Consider the following 16,712-nt stretch of genomic DNA (forward strand, 5'->3'; position numbering starts at 1 on the left):
GTGCGGTAGCTTCTCGTGTCGCGAGTCATGCAAGCCCGTGGGGGGCGGCTCGCAGTCTTCTGGGGGTGGAAGCATGGGGACGGTGCATTTCGTGCGCCGCGCACGTCGTGAGGCGCCGCGGACGCCGGGCGGTGAGGTGAGTCTGCAGACTCCACCCGAGATCCCGCGGATCACGCCGGGCAGCCTGGTGACCAAGCTGCTGCCCGTCGTGATGGTCGCGGCGATGATCGGCATGGTCGCGTTGATGTTCACGTCCGGGATGGCGCGCAACCCGATGGCGCTGATGTTCCCGGTGATGATGCTGGTCTCGATGGTCGGCATGATGGCCGGATCGGGGCGCGGCGGTGGGGCGAAGGCCGCGGAGACGAACGCGGACCGCAAGGACTATCTGCGGTATCTCGACCAGTTGCGCCGCGACGCGATCGACACCGGACGGCAGCAGCGCCGCGCCCTCGACTGGAGCCACCCCGACCCCGACACGGTGTGGACACTCGCCGGCACCGTCCGGATGTGGGAGCGCCGCAGCACCGACGCGGACTACTGCCACGTGCGGGTGGGGCTGGGCAGCCAGCGGCTGGCGACCCGGCTGGTGCCGCCCGAGACCGGGCCGGTCGAGGACCTCGAACCGGTGTCCGCGGTGTCGCTGCGCCGGTTCGTGCGCGCCCACTCGGTGGTCCCGGACCTGCCGACGGCGGTGTCGCTGCGCGGATTCGCGGCGCTCTCCGTCGACGGCGACCGCGACGCGGCCCGCGCGCTGCTCCGGTCCGTGCTGATCCAACTGTGCACGTTCCACGGCCCCGACCAGGTTCAGGTCGCGGTCGTGTGCGGCCCCGACACCGCGGCCGAGTGGGACTGGGTGAAGTGGCTGCCGCACACGCAGCATCCGGACGTCGTCGACGGGGTGGGCCCGGCACGCATGGTGTACGGGTCGGTTCTCGAACTGGAAACCGCGCTGGGGCAGCAGTTCGCGATGCGGGGACGGTTCTCCCGCAGTGCACCGCCCACGGCGGGGGTGCCGCAGATCGTCGTCGTCGTGGACGGCGGCATCCTCGACGGGGACAGCGGCGTCGTCACCGACGGCGGCCTGGATTCGGTGACCGTCGTCGACCTGAGCGGGTACTGTCCGCGACTGGCCGCCACCCGCGGGCTGCAACTGGTGACCGAGAACGGATCGCTCGGCGCCCGCAGCGGGGTCGGGGTGGAGACGTTCGCGACCGCGGACACGCTCACCGTCGCGCAGGCGCTGGCCGCGTCGAGACGGCTCGCGCCGTACCGGGTCTCGTCCGGCCCCGCCGACGTCGCCGCAGACGACGGGGTCCCGGTCGCGGCCGGCTGGACCCGCCTGCTGGGTGTCGGGGACGTCGACCGGTTCGACCCGGCCGTCGCGTGGGTACCCCGCTCCGGACGGGACCGACTGCGGGTGCCGATCGGCATCGGCGTCGACGGCAACCCCGTCGAACTCGACCTGAAGGAGGCGGCCCAGAACGGCATGGGCCCGCACGGGCTGTGCATCGGCGCCACCGGCTCCGGCAAGTCCGAATTCCTGCGCACCCTCGTCCTCGGGCTGATCGCGACGCATTCCCCGGACGCACTCAACCTCGTGCTGGTCGACTTCAAGGGCGGGGCGACGTTCCTCGGCCTCGAATCGGCGCCGCACGTCGCGGCCGTCATCACCAACCTGGCCGACGAACTCGCGATGGTCGACCGGATGAAGGACGCACTCGCCGGCGAGATGAACCGCCGGCAGGAACTCCTGCGCGCCGCCGGTAACTTCGCGAACGTCACCGACTACGAGAAGGCGCGCAGCGCCGGGGCCGACCTGGCGCCGCTGCCCGCACTGTTCGTCGTCGTCGACGAATTCTCCGAACTCCTCAGCCAGCAGCCGGAATTCGCGGAACTGTTCGTCGCGATCGGCCGCCTCGGACGGTCACTGCACATGCACCTGCTGCTCGCGAGTCAGCGCCTCGAGGAGGGCAAGCTCCGCGGCCTGGACTCCCACCTGTCGTACCGGATCGGGTTGAAGACGTTCTCGGCCAACGAATCCCGCACCGTCCTCGGCGTCCCCGACGCCTACCATCTGCCGGCGTCGCCGGGGGCCGGCTACCTCAAGTGCGACTCCGCGGAGATCGTCCGGTTCCAGGCGTCGTACGTGTCCGGCCCCTACGAACCCGAACGCACCCGACGTACCGTCGCCGAGACCGCCGGTGACACCGACCTCCGTCTGTTGCCGTTCACCGCGGCCCCCGTCGCGCTGCCCGCGGCCCCGCCGGCGGTGCTGCCGGTCGACCCGGAACCCGACCCGGAACCGGCAGCGGACGTCGACCCTGATCCGCGGTCGCTGCTCGAGGTGCTCGTCGGCCGGATCCGCGGGCGCGGTCCGGCCGCCCACGAGGTGTGGCTGCCGCCGCTCGACATCGCCCCGACACTGGAAGAGATCCTGCCGCCGGTACCGGAACCTGCGGCGGGAGCCACTCTGCGAGCGCCGATCGGCGTGATCGACCGGCCCTACGACCAGCGCCGGGACCTGCTCGTCGTCGACCTGGCCGGGGCCACCGGCAACGTCGCGATCGTCGGTGGACCGCAGTCCGGCAAATCGACGCTGCTGCGCACCCTGATCCTGGCGACCGCCGCGACCCACACGCCGCGGCAGGCCCAGTTCTACTGCCTCGACTTCGGTGGCGGCACCCTCGCCGGACTGTCCGGGCTGCCACACGTGGGCTCGGTCGCGAACCGACTCGACGTCGACCTGGTGCGGCGCACCGTCGCCGAGATGACGGCCCTGGTCCGGCGGCGTGAACGCCGCTTCCGGGAACTCGGCGTCGAATCGATGGCGCAGTTCCGGAGCCTGCGGGCGAGCAGTGCCGCCGAACCGGGTGCCTCGGAGGTCGCCGAGGACCCGTTCGGGGACGTGTTCCTCGTCGTCGACGGCTGGCCGAGCATCCGGTCGGACTTCGAGGCCCTCGAAGCCCAGATCGGCGCGCTCGCCGGACAGGGTCTGTCGTTCGGGGTGCACGTCGTGGTCACGGCGCCGCGCTGGGCCGACATCCGGCCCGCACTCAAGGATCAGCTCGGCACCAGAATCGAACTGCGCCTGGGTGATCCGACCGACTCGGACGTGGGGCGGGCGAAGGCGATGCTGGTCCCGGCCGGGCGACCGGGACGCGGCATCACCCGCGACGGCCTGCACCTGCAGATCGCGCTGCCGCGACTGGACGGGCAGGCCCGCACCACGGACCTCGGGGCCGGGGTGCTGGACGCGGTCACCCGGATCGGCGGACGGTCCGCGGGCCCGGCGGCGCCGCGGGTACGGATGCTGCCCGACCGGGTGCCGCGCGAGGACCTGCTCGCCGCCGCACCACCACGCGAGACGACGACCGGCCCGTGCCTGACCGTCCCGATCGGACTCGACGAGGCGGAACTGGCCCCGGTGTCCCTCGATTTCGCGGACCAGCCGCATTTCCTGGTGTTCGGTGACGGCGCGTGCGGCAAGACCACCCTGCTGCGCGGCATCTGCCTCGGCATCATGGAGACGAACACGTCGAAGCAGGCGAAGATCATCGTCGGCGACTACCGGCGCACCATGCTCGGTGCCGTCGAAGGCGACCACCTCGCCGGATATGCGGCGTCGGCGACGACCCTGTCGACGATGATGACCGATCTGGCGGGGATCCTCGCGAGCCGCATGCCCGGACCCGACACCACCCAGCAGCAGTTGCGGGAGCGGTCGTGGTGGTCCGGACCGGAGATCTACGTCGTCGTCGACGACTACGACCTGGTCGCGACGTCGAACGGTAACCCGCTCACCCCGCTGCTCGACTACCTCGCGCACGCCAAGGACCTCGGACTGCACCTGATCATCGCCCGCCGCTCAGGCGGTGCGTCACGGGCACTGTACGAACCGGTGATCGCGCGCCTGCGCGATCTGGTGCCGGCCGGCCTCGTCATGAGCGGCAGCCGCGACGAGGGCAACCTCGTCGGCACGGTCCGCCCGTCCGAGATGCCGCCCGGGCGGGGAACATTCGTGACGAGGAACGGCACGTCGCTGGTGCAGACGGCCTGGCTGCCGCCGCTGTGACCCGTGTGTACCTCGGTGCCGGCGCGGTCTGGGTGGCCGGGCCGACGGGAGTGGTGCGGGTCCCGGATCCGGCGGTCCGGGACTGCCTGGACGGCATCGACGACGCGTCCACCGGGGATCTGCTCGCCGCGGTCCTGCACCGCACACTCGGGCAGGCGCTCGGCGGAACCGGATTCGTGCCCGAGTTGACGGTGCTGCACCCGTCGCACTGGGGTGCGCCGCGCCGCGGAGTGCTCGAGGCGGCCGCCCGGCACTGCACCCAGCACGTGACCTCGACCCCGGTCGCGCTCGCGGCGCCGCCGCCGGCACCGGGCGCCTGCCGGGTGATCCTCGAATGCCGCGAACTGTCGACCACCGCGACCCTCGTCGAGGACGGCGGCGAGCACGGCCCGCGCCTGCTCGCGTGCGAACTCGCCTCGGACGTCGGCGCTCTCGACCTGCGCGACGACCCGGCCACGGTGCCCACCCTCGCGGAGCTGGTCCGGGCGGTCGCGGGAGATCGGCGGTTCGACGTCGTCGTCGCCGGTGAGGTCGACGACGGCACACTCGGGATCCTCACCGGTGCACTCGGTTCCACGATCGTCACCGTGCCCCCGCCGGCGCTCCTGGCGCCGACCCGGCCGCGGACGCTGCCGGTGGAGCGCCCGGCGCCGTGGACCGACCCGGTGCCCCGTCCGGCACCCCGGACGACCCGCCGTGTCCTGCTCGCCGCGGTCACGGCCGGGGCCGTCGTGGCGGGCGGTGCGGGTGTGGCCGCCGTCGTCTCGTTCCGGGAGCCGGCCGGGCCTTCGAGCGCGCCGGTCACGGCCGGGCAGGCCGCGGACCCGCTGCGGAACTTCACGGTCGGCGGCGCGAGCGTCACGCTGCCGCCGCCGTGGGAGGTGCAACAGTCCACCGGGAACCGTCTCGACCTCGTTCCGCGGGGTGCGGCGGGCCGCCGCATCACCGTGGTCGCCACCGACGTGGACGACGGCACCGACCGGGACACGGTGGCCGCGGCCCTGGAGCGGAAGATCGCCGAACGCGGTCCGGACGGGCCGTTCGGCGACTTCGATCCGGCGGCGGACGTCGGCGGCCGACCGGGCGTCACGTACGTCGAATCGCCACAGGACGATTCGCGGGTGCGCTGGCACGTGCTCGTCGAGGACGGGGTGCAGGTGAGCGTCGGCTGCCAGTACACCGGGGACGGGTGGGAGCTGCTCGCCGGTGACTGCGCGCAGGCGGTGCGCAGCATCGCCGTCACCCCGACATGAGCGGCGGAAAAGAAATTTCGGAACGGACGGAACCGAATCGGCCGGTGGCCGCGTCCAACCACATGTAGGCGCGAACCGACCGAGACGACTCCCCGGGGGGGATCGATGGGACGGACGCAGAGGACACCGAAGGAGTCGAAGTGAGCGATCAGATGAGGACCACCGTCGAAACGATGGACGCCACCGCGCGTCGTGTCGGTGACGTGCGAACCGAGATCCAGGGTCTGCTGAGCACCCTCAAGGGTGAGGTGGACGGGATCCGCGGCGGCTGGGAGGGTTCCGCCGCGCTCGCGTTCCAGAGCCTCATGGAGCGGTGGGATGCCAATGCCGTCAAGTTGAACCAGGCCCTCGAGGCGATCGGCGAGAACATCAGGTCGAACAGCGTCTCGTTCGACGGGGCGCAGCAGGATCACACGAGTTCGCTGAACAACGTGGCGAGCAGCCTGAACGTCTGAGTCACCCGAACCGCACCACCGCACACACAGGAGCAGTCATGACCATGCGTTACTCGTTCGGGCAGATCGAAGCGCTCAAGCTTCGGATCGATTCCATCCAGGCCCAGATGAACGGCAAGCTCGACGACCTGAAGACGCACATCGCGCCGATGGTCGGCGAGTGGGAGGGGTCGGCGTCGGAGGCCTACCAGGCACAGCAGGCCAAGTGGGATGCCGCCGCGCTCGAACTCAACCAGATCCTCGACGCGGTCGGCCGGGTCGTCGGCCAGGGCAACGCCGACATGCAGCAGGTGAACACCGCCGCCGCCAACAGCTGGGCGTAACCGCCGCGACCCGAGACCGTGTGCCCCGACGGGGGAGAGCCGTCGGGGCACACGTCTGTCCGGGAACCGATTGCCGACCGGTCGCGGCGGGCGGATACTGACGGGACCGAATGGCATGGCGTGCAGCGCCGAACCGGGAGGTGACCGCATGACGACCGGACCCCGACACGACACCGGCTCCGATATCCGATCCGGTACCGCGCTCGTGCCGGTGACGGCCGGGACCGCGGCCGAACTCGACCGGGCCGACCGGCACAGCGCCCACAACTACAGTCCGCTGCAGGTGGTGATCGCCTCCGGTGCGGGGGCGTGGGTGCGCGGTATCGACGGCGTCGACTACCTCGATGTGCTGGCCGGCTACTCGGCGTTGAACTTCGGGCACGCCCACCCGGAGCTGGTCGCCGTCGCCCGCGATCAGCTCGGCACGCTCACCCTGACCGGCCGGGCCTTCCAGCACGACCGGTTCGCCGAGTTCTGCACGGACGTCGCCCGACTGTGCGGCAAGGACGCGGTGCTGCCGATGAACACCGGCGCCGAAGCCGTCGAAACCGCCCTCAAACTCGCCCGCAAGTGGGGGTACGACGTCAAGAGTGTCCCGGACGGTCGTGCCGAGATCGTCACGTGCGCCGACAATTTCCACGGCCGCACCATCGGCATCGTCGGGTTCTCCACCGACCCGGACGCCCGCGGTGGTTTCGGGCCGTTCCCACCCGGGTTCCCGACCGTCGCCTACGGCAGCCTCGACGCGCTGGCCGACGCGATCACCGAGCACACCGTCGCGGTCCTCGTCGAACCGATCCAGGGGGAGGCGGGGGTGCGGGTGCCGCCGGACGGCTATCTCGCCGGGGTCCGCCGGCTGTGCGACGAGTACGGCATCCTGATGCTCGCCGACGAGATCCAGAGCGGCCTGGGCCGCACGGGGGAGACGTTCGCGTGCGACCACGAGAACGTGGTCCCGGACGTCTACATCCTCGGCAAGGCGCTCGGCGGCGGCCTCCTACCGGTGTCGGCGGTGGCCGCGAACCGGGACGTGATGGACGTAATCGGTCCCGGGCAGCACGGCAGCACGTTCGGCGGCAACCCGCTGGCGTGTGCGGTCGGCAGCGCCGTCGTCCGACTACTCGAGACGGGCGTCTACCAGCAGCGCAGCCGCGACCTCGGACGGCACCTGCACGAGTTGCTGGCGCAGCTGCCCGCGGACCGGGTCGGGGAGGTGCGTGGCCGGGGACTGTGGGCCGGGATCGACCTGGCGCCCGGGCAGCCGTCGGCGCGGGTGATCTGCGAACGCCTGCTGGCCCGCCGGGTCCTCGCGAAGGACGCGCACGAGGGCACGATCCGGATCGCGCCGCCGCTGGTGATCGACCGTGACGATCTGACGTGGGCGGTCGAACGGTTCGCGGACGCCCTCACCGGGTAGCCGGGCGGTTTTGACCCGGCTCCGGTCGGGCCGGTATCGTTCACAGTCGGCGTGTCGTCTTTCGCGGGTGCCCTGCAGCGCAATGTGGTTTCACTGTGGTGTAGCGGTGTCGCGAATGATGGTTCTCGGGTCTCAACTGGCCGCCGAGGATCGTTCGCACGACATGCTCGGTCAGCAGCAGAAACGAACAGACGAGGAAGTTCTGTGCCTACGTATTCCCCGAAGGCCGGAGACGTGACCCGCACCTGGCACGTCATCGACGCCACTGACGTGGTGCTCGGTCGCCTTGCCGTCCAGGCAGCGAACCTGCTCCGCGGCAAGCACAAGCCCACCTTTGCACCGCACGTTGACGGCGGCGACTTCGTCGTCATCATCAACGCCGACAAGGTTGCCATCAGCGGCAACAAGCGTACGGACAAGTTCCTGTACCACCACTCCGGACATCCGGGTGGCCTGAAGTCCCGTTCGGTCGGCGAGGTTCTCGAGAAGAACCCGGATCGTCTGGTGGAGAAGGCCGTCACCGGCATGCTCCCGAAGAACAAGCTGGGCCGCGCCATCGCGGGCAAGCTGAAGGTCTACGCAGGCCCGACCCACCCCCACACCGCGCAGCAGCCGGTTCCGTTCGAGATCAAGCAGGTCGCCCAGTGAGCAACGAAGACTTCAACGAGGCCGTCGAGGTCGCAGCGGACGAGCTGACCGAGTACACGTCCGAGTCGGATGCCGTCGAGGCGTACGAGGCTGCCCCGCAGGCTCCGATCGTCATCGATCGCCCGGTCCAGACCGTCGGCCGTCGCAAGGAGGCGGTCGTCCGCGTCCGCCTGACCCCCGGCACCGGTGAGTTCAAGCTCAACGGCCGCACCCTCGAGAACTACTTCCCGAACAAGGTGCACCAGCAGCTGATCAAGGCTCCGCTGGTCATGGTCGAGCGCACCGAGTCGTTCGACATCACCGCCATCCTCACCGGTGGCGGCCCGTCGGGCCAGGCCGGCGCACTGCGTCTCGCCATCTCCCGCGCGCTGATCGAGGTCACCGCCGAGGATCGCCCCGCGCTCAAGCGTGCCGGCTTCCTCACGCGTGACGCCCGCGCCGTCGAGCGCAAGAAGTACGGCCTGAAGAAGGCCCGCAAGGCATCTCAGTACTCCAAGCGCTGATGTGTCGCCGGGGTCGGTGCGTGCACCGACCCCGGCACCTGTTCGACCACGAGAGCAGGCGTTCGTAGAGTTCTTCACTACGGGACGCCTGCTCTCGTGCTTTACCGGGAGGAATCGGATTCACATGGGTCGTATGTTCGGCACGGACGGCGTGCGTGGTTTGGCGAACGCCGAACTGACCGCGGAACTCGCGTTGCAGGTGGCCGCGGCCGCGGCCGAGGTACTCGCCCCGGAGTCCGGGCCGCAGCGGCCCGCCGCTGAGGAGTCTGCGCGGCCCGCCGCGGTCGTCGGCCGGGATCCGCGCGCCAGCGGCGAGATGCTCGAGGCCGCCGTCACCGCCGGACTGACCGCCGCCGGCGTCGACGTGATCCTCGTCGGCATCCTCCCGACCCCCGCGGTCGCGTACCTGACCGGCGCCTACGACGCCGCTCTCGGTGTGATGATCTCCGCGTCGCACAACCCGATGCCCGACAACGGCATCAAGATCTTCGCGGCGGGCGGGCACAAACTCGACGACGACGTCGAGAACCGTATCGAGGCCGCGATCGCTGCCGGTCCGACGCGGCGCCCCACCGGTGCCGGGATCGGCCGCGTCGACGTCGCCTTCGATGCCACCTCCCGCTACCTCGCCCACCTCGCCGGGGCCCAGGGCACCCGACTCGACGGGCTCACCGTCGTCGTCGACTGCGCGCACGGTGCGTCGTCGACCGTCGCCCCCGACGCGTACCGGGCGGCCGGCGCGACCGTGATCGCCATCCACGCCGACCCGGACGGCTACAACATCAACGACGGCTGCGGGTCGACGCACCTCGAGGGGCTGCAGCGCGCGGTCGTCGAACACGGCGCCGACCTCGGTCTCGGCCACGACGGCGACGCCGACCGCTGCCTCGCGGTGGACGCGACCGGGTCCGTCGTCGACGGTGACGCGATCATGGCCGTCCTCGCGATCGCCATGCGCGACGCCGGGGAACTCGCCCGGAACACCCTCGTCGCGACCGTCATGAGCAACCTCGGACTGCACCTGGCGATGCGGGACGCCGGAATCACGATGCGGACCACCGCGGTCGGCGACCGGTACGTGCTCGAGGAACTGCGGGCCGGCGGTTTCGCTCTCGGCGGCGAGCAGTCCGGGCACGTCGTCCTCCCGGCCCACGGCACCACCGGCGACGGTGTCCTCACCGGCCTGCGCCTCATGGCACGCATGGCCGGGACCGGGCGCTCGCTCGCCGACCTGGCGGCGGCGATGACGGCACTGCCGCAGGTACTGATCAACGTGAAGGTCACCGACAAGACTGCTGTTGCCACCGCCCCGAAGGTCGTCGCGGCGATCGCCGCCGCGGAGACCGAACTCGGCGACACCGGGCGGGTGCTGCTGCGCCCGTCGGGCACCGAACAGTTGGTGCGGGTGATGGTCGAGGCCGCCGACACCGCGACCGCGCAGCGCATCGCCGAGACCCTCGCGGAGAAGGTCGCGTCCGCCTGACGGGAACCGTGACGCCGCCGGCTGCGTCGAAGAGGACGTAGGAGCCGATTCGACGACAGGCGGCAGCGATGACGGACCAGGTCACGATCGACGTCCCGCGGGTGCGGGCCGCGGGACATGCACTGCGGGGGAGTGTCGAACTGCTCGACGCGTCGGCCCGCGCGGTCGCGTCGTGCGGATTCGCGGTCACCCCGTCCGGGGCGGTCGATCCCGCCCGCGAACACGCGATCCGGGACGGCTACCTGCGGTTGGCGCGCGCGATCGGCGGATGGGCGGCGGCGTCGGACACCACCGGCCGGGCCCTGGCGGCCACCGCCGACACCTACCGGCAGCAGGACGTCGCGGCCGCCGGCACCGTCGTGGCACTGGGCGGGCGGTAGTGGAGACGATCCTCGCGGCCGGGGCGGCCGGACTGCGCTATTTCGTGGTGTACCTGCCCCGCGCCGCGGCCGTCGCCGAACGTCTCGGCACGGGCGACCGGTTTCCGGTGCCCGCCGACCTCGAGGCGCGGTACGTCGAGCAGCGCGGCATCGACCTGGACGTGCTCGACGCGGACATCGAGTGTTTCGCCCGTATCGCGCTCGACCTCGACCGCCGGTACGGCGACGAATCGAGTGCCGCCGGACACCTGAGGTTCGAGTGGAGCGGCGCCGCCGCAGACCGGGCCCGCGAGCAACTGACCGCGCACCTCGACCACGCGGACGGGGTGCGCCGCAGCATGCACGCCGCGCATCGGGCGCTGACCGAGACGTCGCGGGTGGTGCGCGACGCGGTGACCCGGAAGACGGACTGGGTGGGCGCTCTCGACGCCGCCACCGCCGGTGGCCTCACCCCGGACGACATCGACCGCGCGTTCGTCGGCGTCGGGTGTGACGATCGGCTGGGCAGGATGTTCCTGCCGCACGTCCGCGACACCGTCGCCCAATTCGACGCGCTGTGCGACGCGACCGCGACCGCGATCGACGACGCGTACCGGAACCTCGCCTGCGTCCTCGCACAGATCGACGACAGCGCCTTCCCCGTACCGGACTGCGGGCCCGAGATCGCACCGCCGGTGTCCGAGTGCGCGGGAGATGTTCCCGCGCAGACTGTTTCGGTGCAGGCACCGTCCCCAGTGCTGCCGGTGTCTGCTGCCGGGGAGGTGCGCCTGCGCGGTCTGCTCCCGGCCGACACCCGGTCGACGGCGGCCGCACCCGACCCGTTCACGCCCGGCCCGTTCACCGGCGGTGCAGCGGTCGACGGTACGGCGGTCGTGGCTGCCGCGCGGGCCGTCGGGGTGATCGTGGAAGCGGTCGGGACCGTCGCACTCGGCATCGCCACTGCCGTCGGCGAGATCGTGCAGGAGGCGGCCGCATCCGGAAGCAGCCTGAACCTGGACACCGGCACATGCTGCGACTGCGACGACCACGTGCCCGACGAGCCGCAGCCACCCCCGACGGCCGAACCGGTCGGCGACTGCCCCGAACCCGAACCCGAACCTCAGCCCGAACCGGTGCCTGAACCTCAACCGGAACCGGAGCCCGAGCCGACGCCTGTTTCCGACCCGGTGCCGGACCCCGAACCCGTACCAGACCCCGAGTCCGAACCGATGCCGGAGCCGACGCCTGTTCCCGAACCCGTGCCCGCTGCCACTCCGGCCCCGGAGACGTGTGTGCCGGCTCCGGCTGTCCCGTCGGCGTTCGCGCCGTCGTCGGGTGGTGGGGTTCGGCGTCGGGGCGACGGTGCGGGGGCCGGGCCGGTGCTTGCGGAGAGCGGCCCGCAGGGGCCGGTGGTGCTGCCGGAGGCGGGGCCGCTGTGACCGTCGGATACTGCCGGTCGCGGGCGGTTACTGCACCATCGCCCGGGAGGTGCGCGCAGCAACCGCCCGCGGCGACGTGGTCACCGGCTCAGCAGCCGACCCGCCCGCAGTCCGGCGCGGTCGGCGGCGTCCGGGGTGCCGAGGCCGTCCGGGTCGTCCTCGCGGACCGCGGGGCCACTGCCGGGGAAGTGGGTGTCGGCGTCGGAGAAGTCCGCGTAGGTCTTGTCCCCGGTGAGCTGGTGCAGCAGGAATCCGGTGAGCAGTGCGCGGGTGACGCGCTGCGTGCGGCGTTCGGAACCACCGGCCCCGAGGAACGACAGGACCCGCCGGCCCTCGACGAGACCGGCGCTCGACGCCTTGTCGACGACGCGGAGCACACTGCGGTCCGGCCAGGCGTCGTCGAGGGCGACCGCGTCACTGTTCAGGGAGTCGACGTCCTGGGCGCCGGTGAGGATCAGTCCGGGCACGCCGACGCGGGCGGCGGCGTCGACGGCGGACGGTGCGGTCGGTGCGGGGAACAGTGCGGCGACGGCTTTCACCCGGCGCTGCTGCGCGGCGGCGAGGACGGCGACCCCGCCGCCCATGCCGTGTCCGGCGAACGCGAGCCGGTCGGGGTGGACGCTGATCCGGCCGGTGCCGAGCCGGACCCCGGTGCAGATGTCGAGGGTGGTGCCCAGGTCGGCGGCCAGACCCAGATGCGACGGGACCGGTCCGCGTTCGGTGCCGGGGGCGGCGGCGACGATGCCCCACGACGCGAGATGTTCGAGGGTGCCCGCATAGTTGGCGGCACCGGCCATCCAGTCGTGCGCGAACGCGACCGCCGGCAGGTTGAAGCCCTCCGCCGGGGTGTAGACGGCGCCGGGCTGGCCGGCGAGCGCCAGGTCTCCCCGCAGCACCCGGTGCGGGCCGCGCTTGGACAGCTTGGAAACCAGGGATTCGGGTGTCTGCGCCACGCCGGTGACGTTATCCGATGGGTGACCGAGTTCGCTCCGCCCGGTGCTCCCAGTACGCTGGTGAACCATGTGCGGAATCGTGGGTTACGTAGGCCACCGCCAGGCTCTGGGGGTCGTGGTCGAGGCGTTGCAGCGAATGGAATACCGCGGCTACGACTCCGCAGGAATCGCGATCGTCGACGGCGCGGGCAAGCTCGAAACCGAGAAGAAGGCCGGCCGGTTGTCGAACCTGCAGGCGCGGCTCGACGAGGTCGGCCGGGACGGCTTCGTCGGCACCACCGGCATGGGGCACACCCGGTGGGCGACGCACGGCAAGCCGACCGACCGCAACGCGCACCCGCACCGGGATGCGAGCGGGATGTTCGCGGTCGTACACAACGGCATCATCGAGAACTTCGCGCCGTTGCGTGCCGAGCTCGAGGCCGCCGACGTGGAACTGGCGAGCGACACCGACTCCGAGGTCACGGTCCATCTGGTGGCCCGCGCCTACGCCGAGGGTTCCACGAAGGGCGACTTCGTCGAGAGTGTGCGCTCGGTACTGCGCCGCCTCGAGGGTGCGTTCACGCTGGTGTTCACGCACGCCGACAATCCGGACGTGATCATCGCGGCCCGCCGGTCGACGCCGCTGGTCGTCGGTGTCGGTGACGGCGAGATGTTCGTCGGCTCGGATGTCGCGGCGTTCATCGAGCACACCCGGAACGCGGTCGAACTCGGCCAGGACCAGGTCGTCGTCCTCACCGCCGACAGCTACACGGTGACCGACTTCTTCGGGAACACGGACGTCGAGACCCGGCCCTTCACCATCGACTGGGATCTGCAGGCCGCCGAGAAGGGCGGTCACGACTACTTCATGCTCAAGGAGATCGACGAGCAGCCGGACGCGGTCGCGGACACCCTGCGCGGCCATTTCGTCGACCAGCGCATCGTCCTCGACGAGCAGCGCCTGTCCGATCAGGAGCTGCGGGACGTCGACAAGGTGTTCGTCGTCGCGTGCGGCAGCGCCTACCATTCGGGCCTGCTCGCCAAGTACGCGATCGAGCACTGGACGCGGCTGCCTGTCGAGGTGGAGCTGGCCAGCGAGTTCCGGTACCGCGACCCGGTGCTGGACCGGTCGACGCTCGTCGTCGCGATCTCGCAGTCCGGGGAGACGGCGGACACGCTCGAGGCCGTCAAGCATGCCAAGGATCAGAAGGCGCGGGTCCTGGCGATCTGCAACACCAACGGTGCGCAGATTCCGCGTGAGGCCGACGCCGTCCTCTACACGCGGGCCGGTCCGGAGATCGCCGTCGCCTCGACCAAGGCCTTCCTCGCCCAGGTGACCGCGAACTACCTGGTGGGTCTGGCGTTGGCGCAGGCGCGGGGGACCAAGTACCCCGACGAGGTCGCGCGGGAGTACGCGGACCTGGCCGCGATGCCCGAGCTGGTGTCGCGGGTGCTCGAGAAGGTCGAGTCGGTGCGGGAGCTGGCGCGCACGTACGCGCAGTCGTCGGCGGTGCTGTTCCTGGGACGGCACGTGGGCTACCCGGTGGCGCTCGAGGGTGCGCTCAAGCTCAAGGAGCTCGCGTACATGCACGCCGAGGGGTTCGCGGCCGGCGAGCTCAAGCACGGTCCGATCGCGCTGATCCAGGAGGGTCTGCCGGTCATCGTGGTGATGCCGTCGCCGAAGGGCCGTGCGGTGCTGCACTCGAAGCTGGTCTCGAACATTCAGGAGATCAAGGCGCGTGGGGCGACGACGATCGTGATCGCCGAGGAGGGTGACGAGGCGGTGCGGGCGCACGCCGACCATCTCATCGAGATCCCGGCGGCCCCGACGCTGCTGCAGCCGCTGCTGTCCACGGTGCCGCTGCAGGTGTTCGCGGCCGAGGTCGCGCAGGCCCGCGGTCTGGATGTCGACAAGCCGCGGAACCTGGCGAAGTCCGTCACCGTCGAATAGGTCGACCACTCGGAGCGGTCGTGGTGCTCACACCACCACGACCGCTCCGAGCATGTCCGGGTGCAGTGAGCACGTGTAGTCGTAGGTGCCCGGCTGCGTGAACGTGTACGTCCACGTGCCGGTCTGCAGCAGCGGGCTGCGCAGCACCGATTTCGCGTCCCCGAGCCCGACGACGTCGTGCGGTGTGCCGCGGTCGTCGAACACCCACGTCACGGTGTCGCCGACGGACACGGTGAGCGAGGCCGGCGAATACGTCATGTTCTTCACCGTCACGGTGAGTCCGTCGCCCGGATCGGCCGGTACGTCACGTCCGGTGTCGGAGCTGCATCCGGAAAGGCTTGCCGCCAAGGCGATTCCGGCGATCAGTGCGGTAACCCGTGTCTTCATGCGATCCAGCGTAATCTGACGGCGATGCGCAACTACCACACGACGACGCAGGTCGAGGCCGCCGAGGCGCCGCTGCTCGCGGCCCTGCCCGACGGCACGCTGATGCGTCGGGCCGCGTACGGGCTAGCCCGGATCACGGCCGCGGAACTGCGGGCCCGCACCGGTGGGGTCGCCGGCCGTCGGGTGACGCTGCTGGTGGGGTCGGGCAACAACGGCGGCGACGCACTGTGGGCGGGGGCGCTGCTGCGCCGCCGCGGGGTGGAGGTCACCGCGATCCTGCTGAATCCGGAGCGGGCGCACCCGGCCGGTCTCGCGGCGCTGCGGGCCGCGGGCGGACGCGTCCACGCCGACCCGGCCGCCGATCCCGGGAACCCGGACCTGGTGCTCGACGGCATCGTCGGCATCTCCGGGCGGGGGGCGCTGCGGCCCGCCGCGGCCGACCTCGTCGCGCGGGTCGGCGCCCCGATCGTCGCGGTGGATCTGCCGTCCGGCGTCGACCCGGACACCGGTGCCGTCGACGGGCCTGCGGTGTCGGCGGCCGTCACGGTCGCGTTCGGTGCGCTCAAACCCGTCCACGTGCTGGCCGCCGACCGCTGCGGCCGGATCGAACCGGTGCCCATCGGACTCGATCTTCCGGAGCCCGATCTGGTGGCGTTCGAACCGTCGGAGGTGGGCCGGGCGTGGCCGGTGCCGGGTGCCGCCGACGACAAGTACTCGCAGGGTGTGGTCGGTGTGGTCGCCGGAAGCCGACGCTATCCGGGGGCCGCGGTGCTGACGGCGGGTGCGGCGGTGACCGCGACCGCGGGCATGGTCCGGTACGCGGGCCGGGCGGCCGCGGAGGTGCTGAGCCGCTGGCCGGAGGTGGTCGCGGCGTCGTCGCCCGCCGACGCCGGTCGGGTGCAGGCGTGGATCGTCGGACCCGGCATCGGTCTCGACGACGCCGGTCTCGACGAGCTGCGCACGGTGCTGGCGTCGGAGCTGCCGGTGCTCGTCGACGCCGACGGTCTCACGCTGCTCGCCCGGAATCCGGGTCTGGTGTGCGGGCGGACGGCCCCCACCCTGCTCACCCCGCACGCAGGGGAGTTCGAACGCCTCGCCGGGGTGTCGCCGGCACCGGACCGGGTCGCGGCGACGCGGGCGCTGGCCGCGGACTGGGGGGTGACGGTGCTGCTCAAGGGGCGGGCCACGGTGATCGCCGACCCGGCCGGGCGGGTGTTCGTCAACGATGCGGGCTCGTCGTGGGCGGCGACCGCCGGGTCGGGGGACGTGCTGTCGGGGATCGTCGGGGCGCTGCTGGCGACCGGGCTCGAGCCCGCGCTCGCGGCGGCGATGGGCGCGCGCGCCCATGCGCTGGCCGCGAACCTGGCGGCACGGGAGGACTCGGCCGGTCTCGCCCCGATTTCGGCGTCGCCGCTGCTGACGCACCTGCGCGCGGCGATCCGGATTCTCCGGGCGCACGTGCCCGAATCGTGACGGGTCGGGAT

Annotated in this window: 14 protein-coding genes; 12 read left to right on the plus strand and 2 right to left on the minus strand. The window is 71.6% G+C overall.

From position 1 onward, the window contains the following. The first annotated feature begins 73 nt into the window (after positions 1-73). From eccCa to E0497_RS20540, 10 genes are all read left to right on the plus strand, one after another. A complete protein-coding gene (eccCa, locus tag E0497_RS13990; protein WP_137725411.1) occupies positions 74-4,075 on the plus strand; it encodes a type VII secretion protein EccCa in 4,002 nt (1,333 codons plus the stop codon). Further along, a complete protein-coding gene (locus E0497_RS13995) occupies positions 4,072-5,328 on the plus strand; it encodes a type VII secretion-associated protein (RefSeq protein ID WP_137725412.1) in 1,257 nt (418 codons plus the stop codon). Before eccCa ends, E0497_RS13995 begins: the two co-directional genes overlap by 4 nt. Positions 5,329-5,468: 140 nt before the next feature. Then, entirely contained in the window at positions 5,469-5,783 is a 315-nt protein-coding gene (locus E0497_RS14000) for a WXG100 family type VII secretion target (RefSeq protein WP_137725413.1), read from the plus strand. Between the two features lie 38 nt (positions 5,784-5,821). Continuing rightward, on the plus strand, positions 5,822-6,106 hold the full coding sequence (locus E0497_RS14005; protein WP_338325470.1) for a WXG100 family type VII secretion target: 285 nt from the start codon (positions 5,822-5,824) through the stop codon (positions 6,104-6,106). A 148-nt stretch (positions 6,107-6,254) separates the two neighbouring features. Next, a complete protein-coding gene (rocD, locus tag E0497_RS14010; protein ID WP_137725414.1) occupies positions 6,255-7,523 on the plus strand; it encodes an ornithine--oxo-acid transaminase in 1,269 nt (422 codons plus the stop codon). 204 nt (positions 7,524-7,727) lie between these two features. Further along, positions 7,728-8,171, plus strand: a complete 444-nt coding sequence (gene rplM / locus E0497_RS14015) for a 50S ribosomal protein L13 (RefSeq protein WP_114718879.1) — start codon at positions 7,728-7,730, stop codon at positions 8,169-8,171. Continuing rightward, positions 8,168-8,674 carry a 30S ribosomal protein S9 gene (gene rpsI / locus E0497_RS14020; RefSeq protein WP_137725415.1) on the plus strand — a complete coding sequence of 169 codons (507 nt, stop codon included), beginning with the start codon at positions 8,168-8,170 and terminating at the stop codon, positions 8,672-8,674. The genes rplM and rpsI overlap by 4 nt, the downstream gene beginning before the upstream one ends. A 124-nt stretch (positions 8,675-8,798) precedes the next feature. Then, on the plus strand, positions 8,799-10,157 hold the full coding sequence (glmM, locus tag E0497_RS14025; RefSeq protein WP_137725416.1) for a phosphoglucosamine mutase: 1,359 nt from the start codon (positions 8,799-8,801) through the stop codon (positions 10,155-10,157). 68 nt (positions 10,158-10,225) lie between these two features. Beyond that, positions 10,226-10,537 (plus strand): N-acyl-D-amino-acid deacylase, encoded by a 312-nt coding sequence (locus E0497_RS14030; RefSeq protein WP_137725417.1) that lies wholly within the window; start codon positions 10,226-10,228, stop codon positions 10,535-10,537. Beyond that, the gene (locus tag E0497_RS20540) at positions 10,537-11,955 is read left to right on the plus strand and encodes a hypothetical protein (RefSeq protein WP_137725418.1); all 1,419 of its coding nucleotides are present in this window, start codon (positions 10,537-10,539) and stop codon (positions 11,953-11,955) included. The genes E0497_RS14030 and E0497_RS20540 overlap by 1 nt, the downstream gene beginning before the upstream one ends. Before the next feature lie 80 nt (positions 11,956-12,035). Here the strand turns inward: E0497_RS20540 and E0497_RS14040 are convergent, their stop codons facing one another. Next, entirely contained in the window at positions 12,036-12,908 is an 873-nt protein-coding gene (locus E0497_RS14040; protein ID WP_137725419.1) for a dienelactone hydrolase family protein, read from the minus strand. 67 nt (positions 12,909-12,975) lie between these two features. Between E0497_RS14040 and glmS the strand changes: the two genes are divergently transcribed. After that, positions 12,976-14,841 carry a glutamine--fructose-6-phosphate transaminase (isomerizing) gene (gene glmS, locus E0497_RS14045; RefSeq protein ID WP_137725420.1) on the plus strand — a complete coding sequence of 622 codons (1,866 nt, stop codon included), beginning with the start codon at positions 12,976-12,978 and terminating at the stop codon, positions 14,839-14,841. Between the two features lie 27 nt (positions 14,842-14,868). On the opposite strand, the gene E0497_RS14050 is transcribed toward glmS, so the two are convergent. Continuing rightward, positions 14,869-15,228, minus strand: coding sequence for a plastocyanin/azurin family copper-binding protein (locus E0497_RS14050; RefSeq protein WP_137725421.1), 360 nt, complete (start codon positions 15,226-15,228; stop codon positions 14,869-14,871). 24 nt (positions 15,229-15,252) lie between these two features. Between E0497_RS14050 and E0497_RS14055 the strand changes: the two genes are divergently transcribed. Continuing rightward, positions 15,253-16,701, plus strand: a complete 1,449-nt coding sequence (locus E0497_RS14055) for an NAD(P)H-hydrate dehydratase (RefSeq protein ID WP_137725422.1) — start codon at positions 15,253-15,255, stop codon at positions 16,699-16,701. The last annotated feature ends 11 nt before the right edge of the window (positions 16,702-16,712 follow it).

Origin of the sequence: Prescottella subtropica (assembly GCF_005434945.1) — a bacterium.
GTDB lineage: Bacteria > Actinomycetota > Actinomycetes > Mycobacteriales > Mycobacteriaceae > Prescottella > Prescottella subtropica.

Coding starts and splice junctions, on each gene's coding strand:
- eccCa (WP_137725411.1), top strand. CDS start 74: ATGGGGACGGTGCATTTCGTGCGCCGCGCACGTCGTGAGGCGCCGCGG.
- E0497_RS14005 (WP_338325470.1), top strand. CDS start 5,822: ATGACCATGCGTTACTCGTTCGGGCAGATCGAAGCGCTCAAGCTTCGG.
- rocD (WP_137725414.1), top strand. CDS start 6,255: ATGACGACCGGACCCCGACACGACACCGGCTCCGATATCCGATCCGGT.
- glmM (WP_137725416.1), top strand. CDS start 8,799: ATGGGTCGTATGTTCGGCACGGACGGCGTGCGTGGTTTGGCGAACGCC.
- E0497_RS14030 (WP_137725417.1), top strand. CDS start 10,226: ATGACGGACCAGGTCACGATCGACGTCCCGCGGGTGCGGGCCGCGGGA.
- glmS (WP_137725420.1), top strand. CDS start 12,976: ATGTGCGGAATCGTGGGTTACGTAGGCCACCGCCAGGCTCTGGGGGTC.
- E0497_RS14050 (WP_137725421.1), bottom strand. CDS start 15,228: ATGAAGACACGGGTTACCGCACTGATCGCCGGAATCGCCTTGGCGGCA.
- E0497_RS14055 (WP_137725422.1), top strand. CDS start 15,253: ATGCGCAACTACCACACGACGACGCAGGTCGAGGCCGCCGAGGCGCCG.